Annotated in this window: 22 protein-coding genes; 11 read left to right on the top strand and 11 right to left on the bottom strand. The window is 63.7% G+C overall.

The features are described 5' to 3' along the window. The first annotated feature begins 288 nt into the window (after positions 1–288). Positions 289–885, top strand: coding sequence for an RNA polymerase factor sigma-70 (locus tag ACV22W_RS28475; protein ID WP_448022799.1), 597 nt, complete (start codon positions 289–291; stop codon positions 883–885). Then, positions 866–1105 carry a zf-HC2 domain-containing protein gene (locus tag ACV22W_RS28470; protein ID WP_448022798.1) on the top strand — a complete coding sequence of 80 codons (240 nt, stop codon included), beginning with the start codon at positions 866–868 and terminating at the stop codon, positions 1103–1105. The genes ACV22W_RS28475 and ACV22W_RS28470 overlap by 20 nt, the downstream gene beginning before the upstream one ends. 216 nt (positions 1106–1321) lie before the next feature. Here the strand turns inward: ACV22W_RS28470 and arsC are convergent, their stop codons facing one another. Continuing rightward, positions 1322–1678 (bottom strand): arsenate reductase (glutaredoxin), encoded by a 357-nt coding sequence (arsC, locus tag ACV22W_RS28465; RefSeq protein ID WP_059529036.1) that lies wholly within the window; start codon positions 1676–1678, stop codon positions 1322–1324. An 861-nt stretch (positions 1679–2539) separates the two neighbouring features. Here arsC and parA point away from each other — a divergent pair. Together parA and ACV22W_RS28455 are read left to right on the top strand one after the other, a co-directional pair. Continuing rightward, positions 2540–3202: a ParA family partition ATPase gene (gene parA / locus ACV22W_RS28460; protein ID WP_040138954.1), complete on the top strand. Its 663-nt coding sequence runs from the start codon at positions 2540–2542 to the stop codon at positions 3200–3202. A 23-nt stretch (positions 3203–3225) separates the two neighbouring features. Continuing rightward, positions 3226–4287: a ParB/RepB/Spo0J family partition protein gene (locus tag ACV22W_RS28455; RefSeq protein ID WP_448022797.1), complete on the top strand. Its 1062-nt coding sequence runs from the start codon at positions 3226–3228 to the stop codon at positions 4285–4287. A gap of 90 nt (positions 4288–4377) precedes the next feature. On the opposite strand, the gene ACV22W_RS28450 is transcribed toward ACV22W_RS28455, so the two are convergent. Next, positions 4378–5742: a replication initiation protein gene (locus ACV22W_RS28450; RefSeq protein WP_059467393.1), complete on the bottom strand. Its 1365-nt coding sequence runs from the start codon at positions 5740–5742 to the stop codon at positions 4378–4380. Between the two features lie 1821 nt (positions 5743–7563). Between ACV22W_RS28450 and ACV22W_RS28445 the strand changes: the two genes are divergently transcribed. Continuing rightward, the gene (locus ACV22W_RS28445) at positions 7564–8745 is read left to right on the top strand and encodes a DNA-binding protein (RefSeq protein ID WP_448022829.1); all 1182 of its coding nucleotides are present in this window, start codon (positions 7564–7566) and stop codon (positions 8743–8745) included. Positions 8746–8884: 139 nt separating this feature from the next. Here ACV22W_RS28445 and ACV22W_RS28440 read toward each other — a convergent pair whose 3' ends face one another. The 3 genes from ACV22W_RS28440 to ACV22W_RS28430 form a co-directional block, all read right to left on the bottom strand. Continuing rightward, positions 8885–9898: a tyrosine-type recombinase/integrase gene (locus ACV22W_RS28440; protein WP_448022796.1), complete on the bottom strand. Its 1014-nt coding sequence runs from the start codon at positions 9896–9898 to the stop codon at positions 8885–8887. Positions 9899–10000: 102 nt separating this feature from the next. Next, complete coding sequence (locus tag ACV22W_RS28435) at positions 10001–10378, bottom strand: DUF2471 family protein (protein WP_448022828.1); 378 nt, start codon at positions 10376–10378, stop codon at positions 10001–10003. A gap of 130 nt (positions 10379–10508) precedes the next feature. Beyond that, positions 10509–11120, bottom strand: coding sequence for a helix-turn-helix domain-containing protein (locus tag ACV22W_RS28430; protein ID WP_448022795.1), 612 nt, complete (start codon positions 11118–11120; stop codon positions 10509–10511). A 161-nt stretch (positions 11121–11281) separates the two neighbouring features. Between ACV22W_RS28430 and ACV22W_RS28425 the strand changes: the two genes are divergently transcribed. Together ACV22W_RS28425 and tdh are read left to right on the top strand one after the other, a co-directional pair. Continuing rightward, the gene (locus ACV22W_RS28425) at positions 11282–12481 is read left to right on the top strand and encodes a glycine C-acetyltransferase (RefSeq protein ID WP_448022794.1); all 1200 of its coding nucleotides are present in this window, start codon (positions 11282–11284) and stop codon (positions 12479–12481) included. A gap of 13 nt (positions 12482–12494) precedes the next feature. Beyond that, positions 12495–13523, top strand: coding sequence for an L-threonine 3-dehydrogenase (tdh, locus tag ACV22W_RS28420; RefSeq protein WP_124615377.1), 1029 nt, complete (start codon positions 12495–12497; stop codon positions 13521–13523). 525 nt (positions 13524–14048) lie between these two features. On the opposite strand, the gene ACV22W_RS28415 is transcribed toward tdh, so the two are convergent. Beyond that, positions 14049–14450 carry a hypothetical protein gene (locus ACV22W_RS28415; RefSeq protein ID WP_448022793.1) on the bottom strand — a complete coding sequence of 134 codons (402 nt, stop codon included), beginning with the start codon at positions 14448–14450 and terminating at the stop codon, positions 14049–14051. Further along, the gene (locus ACV22W_RS28410) at positions 14447–15085 is read right to left on the bottom strand and encodes a GNAT family N-acetyltransferase (protein WP_448022792.1); all 639 of its coding nucleotides are present in this window, start codon (positions 15083–15085) and stop codon (positions 14447–14449) included. The genes ACV22W_RS28415 and ACV22W_RS28410 overlap by 4 nt, the downstream gene beginning before the upstream one ends. A 191-nt stretch (positions 15086–15276) precedes the next feature. Here ACV22W_RS28410 and ACV22W_RS28405 point away from each other — a divergent pair, with 191 nt between their 5' ends. After that, a complete protein-coding gene (locus ACV22W_RS28405; RefSeq protein WP_448022791.1) occupies positions 15277–15891 on the top strand; it encodes a TetR/AcrR family transcriptional regulator in 615 nt (204 codons plus the stop codon). A 55-nt stretch (positions 15892–15946) separates the two neighbouring features. Continuing rightward, positions 15947–16426: a nuclear transport factor 2 family protein gene (locus ACV22W_RS28400; protein WP_012365039.1), complete on the top strand. Its 480-nt coding sequence runs from the start codon at positions 15947–15949 to the stop codon at positions 16424–16426. Positions 16427–16940: 514 nt separating this feature from the next. On the opposite strand, the gene ACV22W_RS28395 is transcribed toward ACV22W_RS28400, so the two are convergent. Continuing rightward, positions 16941–18026, bottom strand: coding sequence for a tartrate dehydrogenase (locus tag ACV22W_RS28395; protein ID WP_448022790.1), 1086 nt, complete (start codon positions 18024–18026; stop codon positions 16941–16943). A 117-nt stretch (positions 18027–18143) separates the two neighbouring features. Here ACV22W_RS28395 and ACV22W_RS28390 point away from each other — a divergent pair, with 117 nt between their 5' ends. Then, complete coding sequence (locus ACV22W_RS28390; RefSeq protein ID WP_059689202.1) at positions 18144–19067, top strand: LysR substrate-binding domain-containing protein; 924 nt, start codon at positions 18144–18146, stop codon at positions 19065–19067. Positions 19068–19218: 151 nt separating this feature from the next. Here the strand turns inward: ACV22W_RS28390 and argC are convergent, their stop codons facing one another. Next, positions 19219–20175, bottom strand: coding sequence for an N-acetyl-gamma-glutamyl-phosphate reductase (gene argC / locus ACV22W_RS28385; RefSeq protein ID WP_448022789.1), 957 nt, complete (start codon positions 20173–20175; stop codon positions 19219–19221). A gap of 118 nt (positions 20176–20293) precedes the next feature. On the opposite strand from argC, the gene ACV22W_RS28380 reads away from it, so the two are divergent. Continuing rightward, positions 20294–21178: a LysR family transcriptional regulator gene (locus ACV22W_RS28380; RefSeq protein WP_448022788.1), complete on the top strand. Its 885-nt coding sequence runs from the start codon at positions 20294–20296 to the stop codon at positions 21176–21178. An 88-nt stretch (positions 21179–21266) separates the two neighbouring features. On the opposite strand, the gene ACV22W_RS28375 is transcribed toward ACV22W_RS28380, so the two are convergent. Further along, positions 21267–21731, bottom strand: a complete 465-nt coding sequence (locus tag ACV22W_RS28375; protein ID WP_448022787.1) for a signal peptide protein — start codon at positions 21729–21731, stop codon at positions 21267–21269. Between the two features lie 60 nt (positions 21732–21791). After that, positions 21792–23009 carry a patatin-like phospholipase family protein gene (locus ACV22W_RS28370; RefSeq protein ID WP_448022786.1) on the bottom strand — a complete coding sequence of 406 codons (1218 nt, stop codon included), beginning with the start codon at positions 23007–23009 and terminating at the stop codon, positions 21792–21794. Positions 23010–23171 lie beyond the last annotated feature (162 nt).

Raw genomic sequence — 23171 nt, 5'->3', positions numbered from 1 at the left:
GAACCGTCCCACGGGGCCGACCGGCCGACTTTCCACAAGGTTTTCCACAGAAATTGTGGATAACTTGGCCGTTCTGATCTGATGTTACAGACCGCCCGTGTCGCGATTTCACAGCGTGCGATGCGGGGCTCCGGCAAGCATAGCGCAGCGCACCGGCCGGCTTCATGAATTCGTGACGGAACAGCCGTTGCAGCGTGGCGTCTGGCCCAGTAAGCTGCTCGCACCGCGATGCGCCCGCCCGGTGGCGCGCACACGATCGCCTCCGCTTCGTAAGGCTCCTGACCCGCCATGCCGTCCGCATACGACGACCCCGCCTATCTCTCGCAACTGCGCCGCGACCTGTTGCGCTTCGCGCGACTCCAGCTGCGCGATGCCGATGCGGCCGAGGATGCCGTGCAGGAAGCGCTGACCGCTGCGTGGACGCATGCGGGCGAGTTCGCGGGACGGTCGGCGCACAAAACATGGGTGTTCGGCATCCTGCGCAACAAGTTGATCGACGTTCTGCGTGCACGGCAGCGGACGGTGAGTCTGTCCGCACTCGATGCGGAGCTCGACGGCGAATTCGTGCTCGATCGCGAGTTGTTCAAGGAAAACGGGCACTGGGCCGCGCACACGAAGCCGCGACCGTGGGCACGCCCCGAAACGCTGTTGCAGCAACAGCAGTTCTGGACGCTGTTCCAGGCGTGCCTCGACCACCTGCCCGAAAACATCGGACGCGTATTCATGATGCGCGAATTCCTCGACGTCGAGATTGCCGACATCTGCAGCGAACTGACGTTGACGACGAATCATTGCAGCGTGCTGCTGTATCGGGCGCGCACGCGCCTGCGCACCTGCCTGAGCGAAAAAGGACTGACGACCGAAGATGCTGCCGGGGAAATGTAGAGACGTGACGCGACTGCTGTCGGATGCGCTCGACCGATCGTTGACGCTCCATGAGCGCATGCAGGTGCACGCGCATCTGCCGGCTTGCAGCGGATGCCGCGCATATCGCGGGCAGATCGCGATGCTGCGGACAGCGGCGCATGCAGCGGCGGGGCGGGGGACGGTGGATGAAGCGAGGGGTGACCGGGACGAGTCGTCGGGCGACGCGCCGAAGGGCTAAGCTGCCGATGTCGGTCCGTGGTTGCGCGTCGCAGTTGGCGATGTCGTTGTTGACGTCGTGGGGTCGACGCTGGAGGCGGCTCGTGGGGCGAGCGCGCCGAGTACCGGCTGTCCGCTGCGTGGCGTCGGGGATCGCTGGCGGTTGCGAATTCTGTCGGTCGATCCCGGCGCGCTCGCGCCAGGATCGACTCGGTAAGAAAAATACGCCGAACTAAAATTATTCGAACAGCGCCCGCACCGACTCGGGCGGGCGGCCGATGGCTGCCTTGCCTCGATACACGACGATCGGGCGCTGCAGCAAAATCGGATGCGCCGCAATCGCTTCGTAGGCTTCCGCGTCCGTCAGGTTCGTACGGGCCAGATCCAGCGTCTTGTACGGCTCCTCGCCATCGCGAAGCATGTCGCGCGCCGGGCGCCCGAGCTGACGATGCAGCGCTTCCAGTTCCTCGACCGTCAGCGGCGTCTTCAGGTATTCAACGACGTTCACTGGCGTGCCGGTGGTGTTCAGCGTCTCGACCAATGCGAGCGTCTCGCGGGACTTCGAGCAACGAGGGTTGTGGTAGATCGTGATCATCGTTCGGGCCTGGATGAGAAAGGCACGTATTGTAGCCAGTCAGGTCTCGGGTGTTACGGCAGAGTGTCGGAGCACGGATGGAAGGGGAGTTGGAGTCTCTGGGTGACGTGCAGGAGAGTTGCACCGACGAGCGCGCAACCCGCTGGATGCGTTTATGCGCATAAAGTGCGTTGCACGGGTGACTCGCGACGCCTTCATCGTTGGCGAATAGCTTACGGCATAAGACTCATCGTCATGCCGTGTTGCCGGCGTCGACTCCGCACCATCACATGTATTCGTCGCTGGGTTTATGCGCATAAAGCTATCGCGCCCCTAGGTGGACACGACCGCTGATATCGTGATCAATCCGGGCATTTCGATGCCCCGAACGATTATCGGCACGCTGTGCGATGGCGTCCGGTGCGTCGTCGTAGGGTCGTCTCGGCGCTTGTCGATGGTTTATGCGCATAAACGCAGTGACGGACAGCCAGCGCGCCTCGTCGTTGAACTTGGCGCGTATCGCGCCGCATAGGTCTGAGCTCAGACTCGTCGGTGCTATCCGACACCGCCGAAGGTTATGCGCACAAACTCCCCGACACCAAGGCAGCAGCCCTCTTCAACGAGAGAAGGGGCAGCACCGATACATTGCGCAAATCCGCATGCCGAACGCGAAACCGAAGCCGCCTGTCGTCACGAGCATCCGGATTCATCATCCACAACAGCCATCTCGCGTCCACCCGTGCCAACCGTCCGGCATCCTCCATTCGTTTATGCGCATAAACCGATAGCCCGAATGGCTAACGCGTAGTTGGCGAACGACAATTTCATTGAAATATAAATATCGTCCTGTAGAATTCCAACGACCAAAAACAGGAGTGAAAATTGGCCGCGGAAATCATTGCAGTCACTCAACAAAAAGGTGGCGTCGGCAAAAGCACGATTGCCATGCACCTCGGCGCGGCATTCCATGAGAAAGGGAAGCGCGTCCTCGTCATCGACGCAGACGGTCAAAACACACTGGTTCACTGGTCGAGCGCATCCGGTGACAGCGACGCCGGCATCCCGTTCCCGGTCGTCAACCTCGCCGAAGCCGGCGGCCAGATTCATCGCGAAATCAAGAAGTTCATCAACGACTACGACATCATCGTCGTCGACTGCCCTCCATCGATCACCGAAAAGGTCTCCGGCGTCGTGCTGCTGGCCGCATCGATTGCCGTGATCCCGACTTCGTCGTCGCCGGCCGACTACTGGTCGAGCGTCGGGCTGGTCAAGCTTATCCAGCAGGCGCAGGTGATGAACGAGGACCTCCGCGCCGTCTTCCTGCTCAACAAGACCGAAGAGAAGCGCATGCTCACCCGCGAGCTCAAGCGCGCGCTCGAGGAACTCGGCTTCCCGTTGCTGAAGACGCAAATCCCGACCCGGGAAGCTTACAAGCAGGCGATGGCGCTCGGTCAGACCGTGCTGCAGATGAACGATCGCGGCGCCAAGCTGGCCGCCGCGGAAATCCGCGCATGTGCCGACGAAATCGTCGCCATGCTGCCCTGACTTTATGCGCATAAAGGAGTCACATGAAACCTTCCCAATTTGCAAAAGGATTCCAAGCGCGCCCGGACATCACGACGAGCGAGAAGCGCACGGCGCTTGATCGACTGAATGCCATCGACGGCATCGTCAAGTCCGAGACAGCAACGCCGGCCCCGACGAAGTCCGCCAAGAAGGACATCGCGCAGCCGCCGGCTCCGGACGTCCTGCTCGATCCGTCGACCGACGAGTCGCCGCAATATCGCGCATGGCGCCTCGAGAACCGCTATGCGCCCGGCCAGGTGATTGAGCTGCCGCTGAAGGCGATCAAGCATAGCCCGTTCAACCCGCGGCACTTCTATCTGAAGTCGTCGATTGCCGAACTCGCGGTCAACCTCGCAAAGCAGGGGCAACAGCAGGCGATCCACGTGATTCCGGACTACGACAATCCGGGTTCGTATTTCGTCAGCGACGGCGGCCGTCGTGTGCGCGCATTGAAGGAAGCGAACAAGGAGTCGGTGAAGGCGATCGTGATCGACGTGCCGATCGGAATCCAGAGCTACAAGCTTGGCTACGACCTGAACGTGCAACGCGATTCGCAGACGGTGTTCGACAACGCCGTCGTATGGCGCCGTTTCCTCGACGACAAACATTTCCAGAGTCAGAAGGAGCTGTCCGAGCATCTCGGCCTCGACGAGTCGACGGTCGCGGTTGCGCTGTCGATCGGCAAGCTGCCGGAAAACGTGATGCAGGAGATGGTTGCACGCCCTGATCGCTTCGGTTCGAACATGGCGTACCAGGTCGGCCGTTATCACAATGCACGCGGCACCGAGGCGACGCTACGGCTGATCAACAAGATCGTGTCCGACGATCTCAGCACGCGCCAGGTATCGGACATCGTCAAGGGGCGCGTCGCGGCGCAGGAAACGCCGAAGCCGGCCGGCCGCCAGCGCTATGCGCAACGTCTCGAGATCAAGCTCGGCGGCAAGTCGGTCGGCGACCTGAAGTCGTATGGCGAAGACCGCATCGAACTGCGCCTGCGCGGCCTCCCGAAGGACAAGCGCGACGCGATCCTTGAGCAGCTCGAGCGGATGCTGTTGTCGGAGTGATGGAAACGGGCGACAGAGCCCGGTGAGTTCGCCAAGCCCGCGAAGAGGCGGGCGGGCGGCGATAGCCCGTCAGAACGGCCTGAACGGGCCTCAGGCGGCCCGAGATTGATTCAGGGTGAACGACAGCAGGTCGCCGTCGGTCGGCTCGCCCCAGGTCTTCTGGGCGAGCCAGTCGAAAAAGGCCGTCTCGGCCAGCTTCGAATCGAGACCGCGCTTGCGCCAGTCGTCGCGCAGGTGCGAGCCCATCGTCGGCAACACCTCCGACTCGAACGACTCGCGCGCCACTTCGCGCTCCGCGTCGCCCTGCTCCTCGTACAGCACCTTCGCTTCCTTGCGGCGGAACGCCGCGAATTCGCTCAACAGACGCGCCTTCAGATCGTCCGGCTGTGCCGAGACGGCCTTCGCGGCAGGCGTGCCGGAAGGCAGCGCGTCGACGGACTCGACCGGCGGCGCATAACCCTTCTTCAGCGCGTCCTTGAACAACGCGGGCGCACTGCGCACCGGCGGCAGCGTCGTGCTGCGCATCCGCTGCTCGGTCATCTGCAGCGCGGCGCGAATCCGGTTTTCTTCGCTGTCCGCGTAGAGCGTCTGCGCTTCCTTGAGCGGAATCCCGAGCTTCACCATCCGGTCGACCAGCGTGCTGTCGAACACGTTCGGATGCTCGTCGAGCGCAAGCATCGGCTGCTTGCGCTCGGTCACGCGAAACTGGATCTCCGCGACCCGCCGCCCTTCACGATGCTCGATCAGCTCGACGAAGATGTTGGTGACCGCATTGACCTCTGCGATCGCCGGACGCAGATAGTCCCGCTTGAAGTACTTGTACTCGCGCTTCGCCTCGTCGCCGGCTTCCGTATCGGGCGTGCCCGACAGGATCGGCCGCCACCATTCCCACGGCTCGCGCATCGTCAGGTGGCTCGGGTTCGTCAGGTAACGCACGCAGATCTCGTAGAGCGCAAGACCAGCGCTGCTGCGCAGCTGGCTCTGAAACTGCAGGCTCAGACGCGCGTACTGGACCGGATCGAGCAGTTTCTTCTTGATCTTCGGTGCAAATGAAAATTCGACCCAGACGCGACGAGTAGCCGGATCCTCGAGAATTTCGGCATCGGCGATCAGCGTCGAGATCCCCCACTTGCGGCCCGGCTTCTGGCTCGACGTCCCCGTGCTCCATTCGACCTGGACCGACACCATACGGCGCAGGTGTTCCTTCACCAGTGCGGTGTCGTTCGAATCGAAGGCGGAGTTGGCGACGATGTCCGACAGCAGCGCGCGATAGGTATCGCCCGAGTCGTCGGCTTGCTGCGCGACGGCGAGCAGGACGTTGAACAGCTTGCGGGTCAGGAGCGTGATCTTGCCGCTCTTCGGCTGAATTGCGATCGCCTCGACGGCCTTACGCAATTCGGCTGAACTGGCACTCACCACATCCACATCGGTTTTCTTGGCGCGCTTCGTGGCCATGCGTCAGGTCGGAGGAGAAGTTTCACGGAAGGATAGCGCCTGTGGTGATGTGCGTCCAGAACGACATGCTCACCATAGCCGGTGAAGTGCGCGTGCGGAACGGCACTCACCCCAACCCTCTCCCGAAAACCCTCACCGGTCCGGATTTAGAGCGTTTCGGACTCGTCCAGACGTGTCGCGGGATGCGCGGATTCACAGATTTTTGCCTGTGCTCGATACGTGCGAAATTTGCTCCCGTATCGGCTCACCTTTCGATTTGTCGTAATTTTACGACTGCGCTTCGGGGTGTTCGTCACAGCGTCGCCACTGGCCGTCGCGGCATCGAGCGGACAGGCTCGCAACGCGCTGTATGCATGTACAGGCGCGGCTGATCGGGCAATCGCGACCGCGCCCGACATCTGGAAACCGGCACCGAAAAGCGTCTCCGCAACATCGATCGAAACCGTTTCACTGGCCCGGGCGCGCATTGTACAGCGCACAGAATCCGTTCGATCCCGAAAATTCTCACTTTATCGGCTCGAAATTCTGTGACCACGATATCGACGAATCCCCGACACATGCGGGATCAGCAGCCCAAGGCTCCCGAAAAACCTCACCTTGACGATAAAAACGACGTTCCAACGACCGCGGAAGCTGCTCCCGAAAAATCTCACCGTAACCGCCGCGGTATCAAAAATGTCAATGACATCCGATACTTATGCGCGCCAGGCGTTCCGCTGTGTCCGGTGACCATCCCCCGAAAAGCCTCACCTTTACGGCGGCCGGGAGGATGCGGCAGCTATGTGCCACCTCCTGAAGAATCTCACCTGTGCCAAAAAGTGGCACAGCGAAAATCAGATTTCCGCCAGTACCGGTGGGCTTTTCAGCGAATTCGCTGCCCCCCGGATCCCGGAAATCCTCACCTTTGTCCAATTTTCGAGCAAATGGTGCTCCTGAAAAACCTCACCTGTGAGGCGCCCGACAGCCTGTGATCCGTGTCCCGAAAAAGCTCACCTTTTCGGGATCCCCGGAGGAAAACTCGGATTTTGCTCCCGAAAAGCCTCACCTTTCGGGCCTCATTGGCTTCACAGGGTACTTTTGCTGTGCAAAATGACGGTCGTTTCCCGGAAATCCTCACAGCAAATCCCTGTGGAGTCCCGTGAAACCTCACCTTTCCCGAAAACTGCCCAAAAGATGGGCAGAATAGGGGCGCGAAGAAGGTCCCGCAAATTCTCACCTGTGTCTGCACAGGCAGAAAACTGTGCGCGTAGGCACAGCATGGGTTCTGTGGCTGTGTGGCCCCGAAAAACCTCACCTTTGGGGAATGTCATGTTTCACTGTGATCCCGAATCCGCTCACGACCTTTCCTGCATCGGCTCACGCAGATCCCCGAACCCCATCACTTCAGCTCCCGCAGAAGATCACCTTGGTTCCCGTAAAACTTCACCTTGTCGGCCGGAAAGCCTTGCTACATAAGGCTGTGCCGTGGCGTTAACGTTTTTAACTAAGGGTTCAAGGGTGTTTACTTCTAATACTCTCAAGACATCGGTCATCGAGTTTTCCACAGAAACCCAACGCCTGAACACCGACCGGCCGCGATGACGCCGGCCATGTGAAACAAATACACTTTTTCGGCGCCTACTCAAAAATGCTTTCGGGACAAGGACTTGCCTTGTTTTCTTCGCTTTGTTTCACGGAATCGAGGAGCCGGTTCGTCTGGATTGGCCCACAACCCTGATTTCTGTGCACAGCGACGTAAATTCACGACACTCCACGAAAAGAAGTATCAAAAAATACGTATTTCGTTATGATCGCAACATGTCAATGTCTGTGAGTCCTCCCATGACGCTGGATGAAATGCGTGAAGTCATCCGAGAAGAACTGGAATCGCTTCGCGCGAGCGGCGCTCGCCGCCAGGAGTTGTCGCTGCATGCATGCAAGCGGTTGTTCTTCGATCTGGGTATCCGACCGTCAGCCGCCAACGTTCGCGACCTGACCCAGACCGGCAGTGCCAGCGACATTCCGAAGGACATCGATCATTTCTGGGAACGGATCCGTTCCGCGTCGAAAATCCGCCTCGATGGTGCGGCGATCCCGAAGGCGGTTGAGGAAAAGGCAGGCGCGTTGCTCGGCGCGCTATATGAAGAGGCCTTGAAAGCGGCCAAGGAAAGCCTCGATATCGATCGCGAACAGGTTCGCGCCGGCGTGACCGATGCGGAACAACGGCTGCGCGACGCCACGGTTCGCCAGGAAACCCTCGAAAGCGCGCTGACGCGCAGTGAAGCCCGCAACGAGCAACTGCAGGCGCGCGTGACTGAACTCGAGGTGCAGCTGGCTTCGCAGTCGACGCACGGTTCGGCAAACGAGGCGACACTGCTCACCACAGTCGCTCGACTTGAAAAGGAACTGGCCGCCATGGCCGGCCGTGTCGACACCGAGCAGATGCAGAACGCGACGCTGCGCGACCGCATCGACACGCTGCAAGCCGAATTGCAGCAGCGCACCGAACACTACGCGCAGCAGATCAAGGATGCGGTGGCCGAAGCCGAGCGCCGTGTCAAACCGATGCTGGTCGAGCTGGACTCGCTGCGCAGCATGGCGTCGACCTACCAGAGCGGTCTGCGTGACGTGCAGCGCAAGGAATTCGATTTTCTTCAGCAACTGAGTTCGGCCAAGGCCCGCGCGGACCGGCTCGAGGAACAATTGCGCACCCAGAGCGACGAACTGGACCGCGCGACACGCGACGCGAATACGCTGCGCGCGAGCCGCGGGATGAATCCGGAGATTTCCGCACTGATTCGGCGCTTGGCCGATGCAGGTCAGCTCGATGCGGACGCGTTTTCCGCAATCGGCACGTCACTGGACCACGAGATTCCGGTGCCGACCCAGTGTCCGCATTGCGACGGTGAACCGGAGTTGTCGCATGGCGATGAAGGGTTCGAAGTATCGTGCCCCGAGTGCGAACATGCGTCGGGGCCCTGGCCTTCCCGATTCGAAGCGATCGCGCGCTTTGCGCGCGACTGACGTGTCGCCCGGCACAGGGATCACACAGGTGAGACGATTCGGGACGCGTGAGGTGAGGTTTTTCGGGAGCTGTGAAACGGTGAGGCTACGCCGGACAAGGCTGCTCACAGATCGTGTCGCGTGAGCAGCCGGGGCGGCATCAGTGAGTTTCGCCCAGCTCGGACGCGTCACCATTCGCGAGGTCATCGCGCCAGTTTTTCCATGCGCGGTGAAGACGGTTTGACGAAATCGGCCGCATGAAGCCGAGCCATTTGCCGACCCGCTCGGGTGGCACGTCATGTTCGAACAGTTCCGCTGCATAAGTGTTGCGCAGCGTTTGCGGGCTCGCGCGTGCGGTGCGTGACGACGTGAGCCCCGCAGATTCGACGATCGCATCGATCGCGCGCAGCATCGTCGCCTTGTGCATCGGCCGCCCGGCGTGCGATGCCGGAAACACGAGCTCCCCCGGAATCTCCTGGCGCTTGCGTTCTACGAGCCATGCTTCGAGCAACGCGATCGCGAACGAGGCCAGATGGGTTTCGCGCGCGAAATCGGGATGCGTCGACGGGATCTGCAGCGACGTTCCGCTCGTATTGATGCAACTAATCGTGAGCACGCGTGCTTCGCCGGTTTTCACGCCGGCCCCGAGAAATGCGGCGACGAGTGCGCGGTCGCGGCGCTCCCTCCAGTATGCGGAACCGGATACACCAATCGGCGAAAACAGGTAGGCCAGCAACTTCGCGCGTTCGGCCGGTGTTAGGAAACCGGTCGGCTCGTTGTCGCGTGCCTGGCGCCAGTTCGCTTCGCCATCCTGAGCAATGAAGCGGGCCGGGTTGGTGGACGCGAGCTCGGTGCGCCGGATGTGGTCGAGCACGCGTTCGATCAGCCTTAAATAGCGCATTCGCTGAGTTTTCCGGATAGGAAGTTCGCTGACGAAATTCGCGATCGTTGCGGTATCGACCGTGGCCAGGTTTTTTTGATGTGCACGTAGCCATGCGAGAAAAGCGCCCCACTGTGCGCGGTAGACGTCGGCCGACGAACGGCGGTAGTCCTGCATGGCAAGCCATGCGTCGAACGCGGTTTCGGGCGAGATGATCCAGTCGGACGCCCCGCGGTTGAACAGATCCTTTTCTTCCGGGCGTGCAGGCGTGTCGGATGATGTGGGAAGGGACATGTCGTTTATTCCGTTAGTTGCGTATATGGTAGCCCTATTCGCAACGTCGCGGGCAGCAGGATCCGGGAGCCGGCCGCCGTGTCGAGCGGCCAGGGCCGGGTGTCAGTCGCCCCACGCCTTGGACGGGCGATGAATGCGCTCGCGGGGTGCCGCTTCCTGCAATCTGGCTGCGGCTTCATACGCGAGGACCGCGAACGAGAAGACAGCGGGCAGCGCATTCGATCGTCCGAAGTCGATCGGATCATCCGTTTCGGGAAAGGTCATGTCCGACGGCCGTTCGAACAACTGGCGCATGCCGGCTTCGTGCCGGCTGGCAAAGCCGAGATCGGCGAGCGCCTCGGCTTCGATGGCGTGCAGCAGACGCCACGACAGCGGGACGCGCTGATGGATGTAGCGCCCGGCTATATGACGCACAATCAACTCGAGGTCGTGCGCGGCAGCCTTGAAGCTGAGCGCGGCCAAATCTTGTTCTTCTGTCATCGCAGGCTCCTGTCGACCGGAGCGGACGCCTCGGTGCGCCGACCCCGGCCAATGCATGGCGGAATGTCCGTATACTGTACAAACATACAGTATTTTCCGCAACTGGCCTTTCGGCCAGCTATTCGCATCGTCAGCGATGAATCACGATCAGCAGTGCGCGCGCTTCGGCCTTGCCGGGGTTGCGGATCGCGTGAGGTGTGTCGGCCGGGTAGCGTGCGGTGTCGCCGGCCTTCAGGCGCCGGCTCGCCGCCGCAGCTTCGATTTCCATCGAGCCCTGAAGCACGGTGAGGTGCTCGCGCGTGCCGGGTTCGTGCGCGTTCGACACGAGCGCGCCGCCGCCCGGCAGCGTCAGCTCATACCACTCGAACTTGCCGGCCAGGTCGATCGGGCCCCATACGCGCAATTGATAGCGGCCGTCGTGGCCGGCGAGCGTCGGGATGTCGTGCGGGCCGTCCACGCGGATCGTCTCCGGCGCTTTCGGCTGCGAGAACAGCTCGTCGAGCGTGATGCCGAGCGCATTCGTGAGCCGCCATGCGACCGCGATCGTCGGATTGGCTTTGTCACGCTCGATCTCGGAGAGCATCGACTTCGATACGCCGGCTGCGCGCGACAGGTCGTCGAGGGTCAGCTTGCGTTCGTTGCGCAAGCGCTGGATTTGCTCGCCGACGCGCGGCGGCGTCACGCCCGGCGGCTGCGGTGCGGCGCCGGCACGCGTGCGCCGCGACGCGGAGGAACTTGCCATTTGGTTTCCGTTCGCTTAGAGTTGTTCGGTATTTCGAATTCTAGTTCGGAATATCGGATAAATGCGGTCAACCGAACGACCGACTATAACAGTAGCAGGCCGTTGCGCTGCCGCCACGAGCGGCGCGCGGCGGATTGCGAACCCATGTCAGGAGCTTTGCGATGCGTGATGCCTTTCTCGCCCAGGTGCGCGGGACGCTCGACCAGATCCGCGCGGACGGTTTTTACAAGACCGAGCGCGAGATCGCGAGTCCCCAGGCGGCGGCCGTGCGGCTCGCCAGCGGTGCCGGCGTGCTGAATTTCTGCGCGAACAACTATCTCGGTCTGGCGAACGATCCGCGCCTGATCGCCGCGGCGCAGGCCGGTCTCGACCAGGATGGCTTCGGCATGGCGTCGGTGCGCTTCATCTGCGGCACGCAAACCGTGCACAAGCAACTCGAAAGCGCGCTGGCGTCGTTTCTCGGCACGGAAGACAGCATCCTCTATTCGAGCTGCTTCGATGCGAACGGCGGCCTGTTCGAGACGCTGCTCGACGAGAACGACGCGGTGATCAGCGACGAACTGAACCACGCGAGCATCATCGACGGCATCCGCCTCTGCAAGGCGAAGCGTTTCCGCTACAAGAACAACGATCTGTCCGATCTCGAGGCGAAGCTGAAGGAAGCCGACGCAGCGGGCGCGCGCCACAAGCTGATCGCGACCGACGGTGTGTTCTCGATGGACGGCATCATCGCCGATCTGAAAGGCATCTGTGACCTCGCCGATCGTTACGGCGCGCTCGTGATGGTCGACGATTCGCACGCGGTCGGCTTCATCGGCACGCATGGCCGCGGCACGCCCGAGCACTGCGGCGTCGACGGTCGCGTCGACATCATCACCGGCACGCTCGGCAAGGCGCTGGGCGGTGCATCGGGCGGCTATGTCGCGGCCCGCCGCGAGGTCGTCGAATTGCTGCGCCAGCGTTCGCGCCCGTATCTGTTCTCGAACACGCTGACGCCGAGCATTGCCGCGGCGTCGCTGAAGGTGCTGGAACTGCTCGGCAGCGACGAAGGGGCGAAGCTGCGCGCACGCGTGCGCGAGAATGGCGCGCGTTTCCGCGAACAGATGACCGCCGCGGGTTTCACGCTCGTGCCGGGTGCGCATCCGATCATCCCGGTGATGCTCGGCGACGCGCAGCTCGCGACCAACATGGCCGACAAGTTGCTCGAAGAAGGCGTCTACGTGATCGGCTTCTCGTTCCCGGTCGTGCCGCGCGGTCGCGCACGCATCCGCACGCAGATGAGCGCCGCGCATACGCCTGAACAGATCGATCAGACTGTCGCCGCGTTCGTGCGCGTCGGCAAGTCGCTCGGCATCGTCTGACGGAGGCGCGACAATGAAAGCACTGGCAAAGCTCGAGCGCGGCCCGGGTCTCACGCTCACGCGCGTGAAGCGCCCCGAAGTCGGACACAACGACGTGCTGATCAAGATTCGCCGCACGGCGATCTGCGGCACCGACATCCATATCTGGAAGTGGGACGACTGGGCGCAGAAAACGATTCCCGTACCGATGCACGTCGGCCACGAATACGTCGGCGAGATCGTCGAGATGGGGCAGGAAGTGCGCGGCTTCGCGATCGGCGACCGCGTGTCCGGCGAAGGCCATATCACGTGCGGCTTCTGTCGCAACTGTCGTGCCGGCCGCCGGCATCTGTGCCGCAACACCGTCGGCGTCGGCGTGAATCGTGAGGGCGCGTTCGCCGAGTATCTGGCGATTCCCGCGTTCAACGCGTTCAAGATTCCGCCCGAGATTTCAGACGATCTCGCGTCGATCTTCGATCCGTTCGGCAACGCGACGCACACGGCGCTGTCGTTCAATCTCGTCGGCGAGGACGTGCTGATCACGGGCGCGGGCCCGATCGGCATCATGGCCGTCGCGATCGCGAAGCACGTCGGCGCGCGCAACGTCGTGATCACCGACATCAACGACTATCGGCTCGAACTCGCGCGCAAGATGGGTGCGACGCGCGCGGTCAACGTCGCACGCGAGTCGCTGCGCGACGTGATGGCCGACCTGCACATGACGGAAGGCTTCGACGTCGGCCTCGAGATGTCGGGCGTGCCGAGCGCGTTCACCAGCATGCTCGAGGCGATGAATCACGGCGGCAAGGTCGCACTGCTCGGCATTCCGCCCGCGCAGACGGCGATCGACTGGAACCAGGTGATCTTCAAGGGGCTCGAGATCAAGGGCATCTACGGGCGCGAGATGTTCGAGACCTGGTACAAGATGGTCGCGATGCTGCAAAGCGGCCTCGATCTGTCGCCGATCATCACGCATCGTTTTGCGGCCGACGATTACGAGAAAGGCTTCGCCGCGATGCTGTCCGGTGAAAGCGGCAAGGTGATCCTCGACTGGACGGTCTGAGTGCCGGCGGGGCGGCTCGGCGCGTTTGCTGAGCGCCCCGTTCGTGTCGGCATGAGCGTTCGTCGAGGCAGGGCGGCTTCGATGAACGCGTGAGGTGAGAATATTCGGGAGCTGTCTTTGCGTGCAGAATGACGGCTCGATCGTGCTTTCGCGAGGCGCGCAGGCAAGTAACTCAATGGGCTGCACGTCGTTTCTCGTTGGGGATATGACGGCGATCGCGCTTCGCTTCCACAGCACGCATCGGTGACATGCAATCGCGCGTGCACCTCACCTGTCAGCGTCGCGCTCCCGTCCGCGTCATCGCGTCATTCGGCGCGTGTCTTTCTTCCTGCCGTTCCGTATCGTTTGCCGCGCCTGAACAGCGAGGCTCTGTCGCATCGCCCGCTTGCCACGGTTTTGCCGTGTTTCCGCGCCAGCACGTCACCACGCAACGCCGTCACGGCACTGTCTGGAGGCGTGAGCCGATCAACGACATGCGACCTCACCTGTCAGCATGCCCGGCTGCATCGATCGGGGCACTGCCCGCTATTTGGTCCGCTCACCGTTCAACCATCGCGGTTCGAGTTGCAGACTCAACACGACGAGCCAGCGTTTCGGGCATTGCTGTGCGATCTCGACCAGTTCGCCATGCGCACCGGACACCGTCACGAACCCGTGCTGCATCGCATACCGATACGCGCGAGATGCGTCCGCTTGAAGCCAGAAGCTGACGAGCGCGCACGTGACGAAACGGAACAGCAGCAACGTCGCGGCTTCCGGCGCGTAGCCGACTGCGGCGAGCAGGGCGTCGAACACGAACGTCAGAATTTGCGTGACCGCGATCGTGATGACAGTCAGCTTCACCAGCCCGCGCATGCGCAGCGCTGCCTGCGTGCGGGCATGCGTCAGTGCGATCCGCGCACGGTCATCGTCGGCTTCGTGTTTCATGACGCCACTCCGGCACGCCGCGCGACGTGGATCGACGTCATGCCGGATGCAGGTATCCGCCCGTCGAACGAGCCAACGGCCTTGCACAGGATCGCGCTGTCGTAGCTGTGCCCTGCAAACCGCATCACGTCGATCAACTGAAACCCTTCGCGTCGATAGAAGTCGACGAGTCGGATAGCCGCATGCGGCGCATCGAGCGCGAGGTGCGTCGCGCCGCGCGCGGCCGCCCGCCGTTGCGCGAACGCGAGCAGCGCACGGCCGATGCCGCGATCCTGCCAGATCGGATCGACGGCCAGCTGGCCGAGCGTCGCGACGCGTCGGCTGCGGTACGGATCGCACTGCGAATCGGGATCGTGCGGCTGCATCGTGATCGTCGCGACCAGATGCGCGTTCCCGAGCGCGATGAAACACTCGCTGGTGAGCATGCGTTCGCGCGTCGCCGACGCCGGCTGGTCGACACCCGGACAGTTGAAGCCCGCGGCGGCGAGAGGCGCGTACGCGCGATGCAGCAACGCGGTCAAAGACTCGTACGAATCGCTGCGCGGATCGAAACGCCGTACGACGACGCGGCCATCGAGCCGCTTCGCATAAGCCGCATAGGCACGCTCGGAGCGTGCGGATTCCGGTCGCTGCATGTTGTCCTTTCTGCCAGACAGGGTGATCGAAGTGTAGTGAGCACACTGCGCCAGCTTCAAGAAAAAATGTCGTAAACGCCGCCTGCAATGCGCTGCCCGCCATCGAAACCAGGCGGCGCTCGACCCTTCGGACGACAGGGCCTTTTCACGTGGAAGTTGACGATGGAGAACGATCGTTCTACCGTAAACCCATGAACACACATGACGACTTTTCCGGCGAACCGGCCGTTCGCGACCGGCTGCTCGATGCGGCCGAGGCGCTGATCTACTCAGGCGGTATCCATGCCACGGGCGTCGACGCGATCGTGAAACGATCCGGTACAGCGCGAAAGAGCTTTTATTCGCATTTCGAATCGAAGGAGGCACTGGTCGTCGCCGCACTCGAGCGCCGCGACGAGCGCTGGATGCACTGGTTCGTCGACGCAACGCTGGCGCGCGGCAAGTCGCCGCGTGCGCACTTGCTCGGCATGTTCGACGTGCTGCGCGACTGGTTCTCGCAACCCGATTTTCACGGCTGCGCGTTCCTGAACGCGTCCGGCGAGATTGCCGACACCGACGATCCGGTACGCGTCGTCGCGCGTATGCACAAGGCGCGCTTGCTTGCGTTCGTGCGCGAGCGGTTCGACGCGTATGCCGACGATGCCGGCATCGAGCGCCGCGGCCTGGCCCGCCTCGCGCGCCAATGGCTGGTGTTGATCGACGGTGCGATCGGCGTCGCGCTCGTCAGCCGTGATGCGACTGCGGCGCGCGATGCGCGCGCGACCGCCGAACTCTTGCTCGATACGGTGTGTCGAGCGTCGAAGTAACGCATCCCAACTGGCTGCGTTCGTGCGCAGCCCCAACCTTGAACAGGAGCATCCCATGTCCGCTTCCCCGGAAGTTCGTCCACCCGTTCCGCCCTTCACGCTCGATACGGCCCGCCAGAAAGTGCGTGCCGCGGAGGATGCATGGAACACGCGCGACCCGCAGCGCGTGTCGCTTGCCTATACGCCGCAGAGCCGGTGGCGCAATCGCGCGGAGTTCGTGACCGGCCGCGACGAGATCGTCGGACTGCTGCAGCGGAAATGGACGCGCGAGCTCGACTACCGACTGATCAAGGAGCTGTGGGCGTTCGGCGGCAATCGCATCGCGGTGCGATTCGCGTACGAATGGCATGACGACGCCGGCAACTGGTTCCGCTCATACGGGAACGAAAACTGGGAGTTCGACGAAAACGGCTTGATGGCGCATCGCCACGCGAGCATCAACGACCTGCCGATTCGCGAAGCGGATCGCCTGTACCACTGGCCGCTCGGTCGCCGTCCGGACGATCATCCCGGCTTGTCCGATCTCGGGCTGTAACGCATCACGATGGCGTCGCGCGAACGCGCTCGATCGTGCATCGAGCGCGACGCCTGTGCTAAACGGTGAGGGAATACGGGAGCCGCAGGTTGAGGTGAGCGTTTTCGGGAGAGGAGGCATTTCGTGCGGGACGGTGTGGTTCTTCACGCCCTGCATCTCACCGATCGATCTTCGCAGGAAACGGTGCGGTTGCACTGATCGAAGCGCGGCACGCGACATCGGCGGCGCACTTGCTGCAGACATGCATGGCGGTGAGTTGCAAGTTTCAATCGGTGTATATCGATGCGCGATGCACCTCACCGCTCGACTTCGACGTGATGCAGGCCACCGCGATGAATCGACACGTAACCGTGCGTGCCGCCGAATCGCGTTGCTCACCGTTCGACATCGACACGCACGCCTCCGGGCGCGTGCGTCGGAATCGACGAAGGTGCGCGGCAGTCAGTCGTGCTGCTCACCATCGAGCACGACATCGATCGAACCCTTCCCAGCCGCGCCCCTTCGCATCGTTCCGTCAGCCTGCGATCCGCATCGCGATCGCCTCTCCCACTTCCTGCGTCCCCGCCTGACCGCCGAGATCGCGCGTGCGCGGCCCGGTGCGCAGCACGTCCTCGATCGCCGCGACGATCGCATCGTGCGCCTCGCGTTCGCGACCCGCGCCGTTGCCGAGGAAGTCGAGCATCATCGCCGCCGACCAGATCATCGCGATCGGATTCGCGATGTACTGGCCCGCGATGTCCGGTGCGGAGCCGTGCACCGGTTCGAACAGCGATGGAAACGTGCGATCCGGGTTCAGGTTCGCCGACGGCGCGATGCCGATCGTGCCCGTGCAGGCCGGCCCGAGGTCGGACAGGATGTCGCCGAACAGGTTCGACGCGACGACGACGTCGAAGCGGTCGGGCTGCAGCACGAAGCGCGCGCACAGGATGTCGATGTGCTGCTTGTCGACGGCGATCTCGGGATAACGTTCGCCCATCTCGGCCGCGCGTGCGTCCCACCACGGCATGCTGATCGCGATGCCGTTGCTCTTCGTCGCGACGGTCAGGCGCTTCGCGCGGCGCTGCGCGAGCTCGAATGCGAACTTCAGCACGCGCTCCGTGCCGTGGCGCGTGAAGATCGACTGCTGCATCACCACTTCGCGGTCGGTGCCTTCGAACATCGTGCCGCCGACCGACGAATATTCGCCTTCGGTGTTCTCGCGCACGATCATGAAGTCGATGTCGCCCGCTTTGCGTCCGGCGAGCGGCGACGGCACGCCGTCGAACAGGCGCGCGGGCCGCAGGTTGATGTACTGGTCGAATTCGCGGCGGAATTTCAGCAGCGAACCCCACAGCGAAATGTGATCGGGCACCGTCGCGGGCCAGCCGACCGCGCCGAACAGGATCGCGTCCTTGCCCGACAGCCGTGCCTTCCAGTCGTCCGGCATCATCTTGCCGTGCTGCGCGTAGTAGTCGCAGCTCGCCCAGTCGATCTGCTCGAACTGGAAACGGATGCCGAAGCGCGCCGTCACGGCGTCGAGCGCGCGCAGGCCTTCGGGCATCACTTCACGGCCGATGCCGTCACCGGGGATGACGGCAATCTTGTACGTCTTGTCGCTCATGCAAACCTCCTTGGCTGGTCGGGCCGCCGGCAGCGTGCGCAGCGGAACACGACGCCATTTTATTTATTTCCATTCAGATTAAAATCGCGTGAAAGGTTAATCGACTTTCCACGAATCGTGAACAAATCGCCGAATCTCGACGACCTGCGCGTCTTCAGCCTGGTCGTCCGCCTGACGAGCTTCAGCGCGGCGGCCGAGCAGCTCGCGGTCTCGCCCGCCTACGTGAGCAAGCGCATCGCGCTGCTCGAGGCGCAGCTCGGCACGCGGCTGCTGCATCGCTCGACGCGCCGCGTGACGGTTACGGAGGCCGGCGAACGCGTGTTCGCGCGTGCCGAGAAGATCCTCGACGACGTCGATCATCTCGTCGAGGACGTGTCGACCACGCGCACGGTGCCGCGCGGCACGCTGCGCATCTCGAGCAGCTTCGGTTTCGGCCGTCATGTCGTCGCGCCGGCTTTGCTCGACTTCTCCGCGCGCTATCCGCAGCTGAACGTGCGGCTCGATCTGTTCGACCGGCTCGTCGACGTCGCGGGCGAAGGCTACGACCTCGACGTGCGCATCGGCGACGAGATCGCCGATCACCTGATCGCGCGCCGCCTTGCCGCGAACTATCGCGTGCTGTGCGCATCGCCCGACTATCTCGCACGGCGCGGCACGCCGCGCACGCTCGCGGATCTCGCATCGCACGACTGCCTCGCGATCAAGGAGCGCGACCATCCGTTCGGCGTCTGGCGGCTGAACCTGCGCGGCGAAACGGCAACGGTGAAGGTCGGCGGCGCGCTGTCGACGAACCACGGCGAGGTGGCCGTGCAATGGGCGCTGGCCGGGCGCGGGATCGTGCTGCGCTCGATCTGGGAAGCGGGGCCGCTGATCGAGCGCGGCGCGCTTCGTCGCGTGCTGCCGGACGTCATTCAGCCGGCGAACATCTGGGCGGTGTATCCGGAACGCGTCGCGGCTTCGGCGAAAGTGCGCGTGTGCGTCGATTTTCTCGCGGAGGCGCTTGCCGGGTTGAACGCCGCAGCGGGGGACGATGCGGCCTGAAATCGGCCAAAGGTGAGCTTTTACGGGGGCATGTGAAAGCGTTGGCAGACGCCCGTCGTTGGCTCGCAACCGCGTCGCGATCCGGTAGCGTGCCGCGCACACCGGCGGCCGCGATGCGCCGGACCTGCCAATGATGACGCCCGCCCGCGGCTCACGCCGCCTTCGGTGTGCTCGCCGCGTTCGCCGCACCGAGCATCAGGTCGAGATTCTGCACGGCCGCGCCGGATGCCCCTTTGCCGAGATTGTCGAACACGGCCGACAGCAGCACCTGACCGTGTTCGGCATTCACGAACACGCCGAGCCGCAGGTCGTTCGTACCGTTCAACGCTTGCGGATCGAGATGCGTGATCGTGCGCGTATCCGCGAGCGGAGTGACCTCGACGTGGCGCGCGCCGGCGTAATGGTGCGCGAGACACGCATGCAGCAACTCACCGGTCACGCCCGCCGGGAGCAGGCGCAACTCGATCGGCACGGTCAGCACGATGCCTTGCCGATAGGCGCCATAGGCCGGCACGAACAGCGGACGATGCGCGAGCCCGGCGTGCAGCTGGATTTCGGGCGCGTGCTTGTGCGCAAGCGCGAGGCCGTAGACCTGCAACGGTTTCGTGCGTGCGGCTCCGTTCGATTCGAATTCGTCGACGGCGGTCCGGCCGCCGCCCGAGTAACCGGACACGGCATGGATGCTCACCGGATAGTCGCGCGGAAGCAGGCCGGCTCGTTGCAGCGGCCCGAGCAGGCCGATCGCGCCCGTCGGATAGCAGCCCGGATTAGTGACGCGCCGCGCGTGCGCGATCGTCTGCGCATGTCGGTCGATCATCTCGGGAAAACCGTAGACCCATTCCGGATCGGTGCGATGGGCCGAGCTCGCGTCGATCACGCGTACCGCCGGATTCCGGATGAAGCCGACCGCTTCGCGCGCGGCGGCATCGGGCAGGCACAGAATCGCGATATCGGATGCGTTGATCGCTTCGGCGCGACGTACGGGGTTCTTGCGCTCGGCATCCGGCAGCGTGACGAGCCGCAGGTCGGTGCGATCCCGCAGGCGCTCGTGGATCTGCAGTCCGGTCGTACCTTGGTCGCCGTCGATGTAGACAGTGGAGAGGCTCATGATGGTCGCGTTCCTCGCTTCGGACGTCGGGAAAGCCATATCGTCCATCGAACGCCTAGAATAGGAAAAGTTGAATTTCCTGATTGCGAGATTCAGATTTCCTGAATGAGAGGTGGAGATGCGCGAGATCAGTCTGGATCGACTGCGTACGCTGGTCGCGATCGCGGACCAGGGATCCTTCGTGGCCGCCGCGCAACTGCTTCATCTCGCGCCGCCGACGGTCAGCCTTCATGTTGCCGAACTCGAAAGCCGCATCGGTGCGCCGTTGCTGTCGCGCACGCGCGGCAACGTGCAGCCGTCGACCATCGGTGCCGTGCTGGTGGAGCGGGCGCGCCGTCTGCTGGCCGAGGTCGAGTCGACCCTCGACGACGTGGAGCGACAAGTGCAGGGGCTGACCGGGCGGGTGCGTCTCGGCGCATCGACCGGCGCGATCGCTCATCTGTTGCCGCAGGCGGTGGCCCGGCTGCGCGAGCGGCATCCGGACATCGATGTCCAGATCGCGGTGCTCACGTCGCACGACACACTGGCGCGCATCGCGCAGGGCACGCTCGACGTCGGCCTGGTGGCGCTGCCGCAGCCGGCGGTCGCGGGGCTGTCGATCCGCGCGTGGCACCGCGATCCGGTGCTGGCCTTTCTGCCCGCGGACTGGCGGTTTCCGGCGCGTGTGACGCCGGCCTATCTGGCCGCGCGTCCGCTGATTCTCAACGATGCGACCACCCGCCTGTCGCGGCTCACGACGGAATGGTTCGCGCTCGGCGGCCACCGCCCCGAGCCGCGCATCGAACTCAACTACAACGATGCGATCAAGAGTCTGGTCGCCGCGGGTTATGGTGCGACGCTGTTGCCGCACGAGGCGGGCGCCCCGTTGCCGGACGCACGCATCGTCATGCGGCCGCTGCGTCCGGCGTTGTGGCGCGAACTGGGCATCGCCCATCGGGCCGGCCCGGTCGAGCGGTCGACCCAGCACGTGCTCGACGCGTTATGGGCCCTCGGCGCGCGCTAGAAAGCGGTGGGCGGCATTCCGGTTCGTCGGGCGTCAGGCGTCGCGCGCGGTCGCGCTGGCGCCGGCGTCGGCGCGCGGCAGTGGCCCGTTAAAGCCGGTTGTCCTTCGCGAGCATCAGCACGCGCGCCCAGCGCTGCGCATCGCGCTTGTCCATCATTGGCAGCTTCCATTCGCCGCGTACGGCGTCGCGCACACGCACGACCAGATGCCAGCGGCCGTCGATCGGCGCGGCTTCGCAGCCGTCGAGCTGCGAGAACGTGTAGCGGCCGTCCGCGCCGTCATGCGACAGCCACAGCAGCCCCTGCGTCGCGGATACGCGTACCTCGCCCCACGCGCGATGCACGATGTGGGTCCAGCCTTGTTCCTTCGTGTTCGGTGCGATGTCACGGCGGCGCTTGATCCACCACGCGATCAGCGTGAACAGGATCGCGGCGGCGAGCACGGCGGCCGCGATCGCGACCGGCTGGCCGAACTGCGCGGCGATGACGTGAAACAGGTGAACCGCGCCCCATCCCAGGGCGATGAGCGCGAACAGCGCAATGAAAATCGGCATGTCGAATCGGAAAGGAGGACGGACCGGCGCAGGCAGCGCGCCGGTCCGTCGCACGCGGCATTACCGGCGGCGGTGAATGTCGTGCGTGACGAAGCCCGCGTCGTTGGTGGGCAGCGCGAGGCCGTCCTTGACCGCGAGGGTCTTGCGGATGTCGTCGAGTCCCGCGCTCCAGTGGTCGCGCATCGTCGACAGACCGAACTGATAGTCCTTGTAGTGGTGCTCGTACGCCTTCTGCTGATAGATCAGGTGCTGGATGTTGTACTTCTTCCCGCTCGACATCGCTTCAGCCTCGACGCACCACGGGTCGTTCTTGCGCTGCTCTTCCGGCACCTGCTCGAGCACATGGCGCAGCACGTTGCGGTAGCGCTGTTCGCGCTGCAGCGTGTCGGTGACGAAGCGCGTGCGGCTCGAATACTGCACGTCCTTCGTGCGTTCCGCGACGTCGGCCATCGTGCGCGGCAGTGGCCCGCGTGCGCTCCACAGGTCGACCTGGAATGCGAGCGTGTCGCGTCGCGGACGCGCGCGCAGCACTTCCATCAGCGGCGTGTTCGACACGACGCCGCCGTCCCAGTAATACTCGCCGTCGATCTCGACTGGCGGGAATGCGGGCGGCAGCGCGCCGGAAGCCATGAAGTGCTCGGGCGCGAGGCGGATGCGCGAGTTGTCGAAGTACACGAAGTTGCCGGTGCCGACGTTGACCGCGCCGACCGACACGCGCGTCTCGCCCGAGTTGATCCGGTCGAAATCGCACAACTTGAGCAGCGTCGCGCGCAGCTGCGACGTGTCGTACCAGCTGATCTTTTCCGGATGATCGGACACGCCCGGCAGCGGCGGCGGGAAGCGCGGCACGAAGAATCCCTGCTGGCCCTGCATCATCGCGCTCGCGGCCTGCGACGCAGTGAAGAACGTGCGGATCTGATCGATGCTGTTGAACAGCGCGAACTCGTACGCGGCCGGAATCGCCGGAAAGAATGCAGGCTGGCAGATCGTTTCCCAGAATTCGCGCAGCCGCTCGACGCGATGTTCGGGTGCATTGCCGGCGATCAGCGCGGTGTTGAGCGCGCCGATCGAGATGCCGGCGATCCAGTCGAGCGGAATGCCTGCTTCGTGCAGGCCCTCGAACACGCCGGCCTGATAGGCGCCGAGCGCGCCGCCGCCCTGCAGGACGAGCGCGATCGTTTCGTATGGCAGCGACCGCGCAGCGGCCGGCGCGCCCGCTTCGTGATGCAGGTCCGCCGCATCGACGGCCTGCTTTTCTGTACGCGCGTGCGGTTTCATCAGTTGCTCCGAGAAATCCCGCCGTGGATGGCGGAGACGGATGGCGTGCCGTCGCTCGACGGTACGCCATCGTGAGTCGTGAGAATGGACGTGATGCGGGAATCGCCTCCCGTCAGGGAGGCGAGGACGTTACTGCATGAACCAGCCGTGGCTGACGATGAA

It is taken from the genome of Burkholderia sp. AW49-1 (assembly GCF_053427845.1).
Note: the sequence above shows the minus strand (reverse complement) of the source record. Positions and strands in the feature narration are given on the sequence as shown.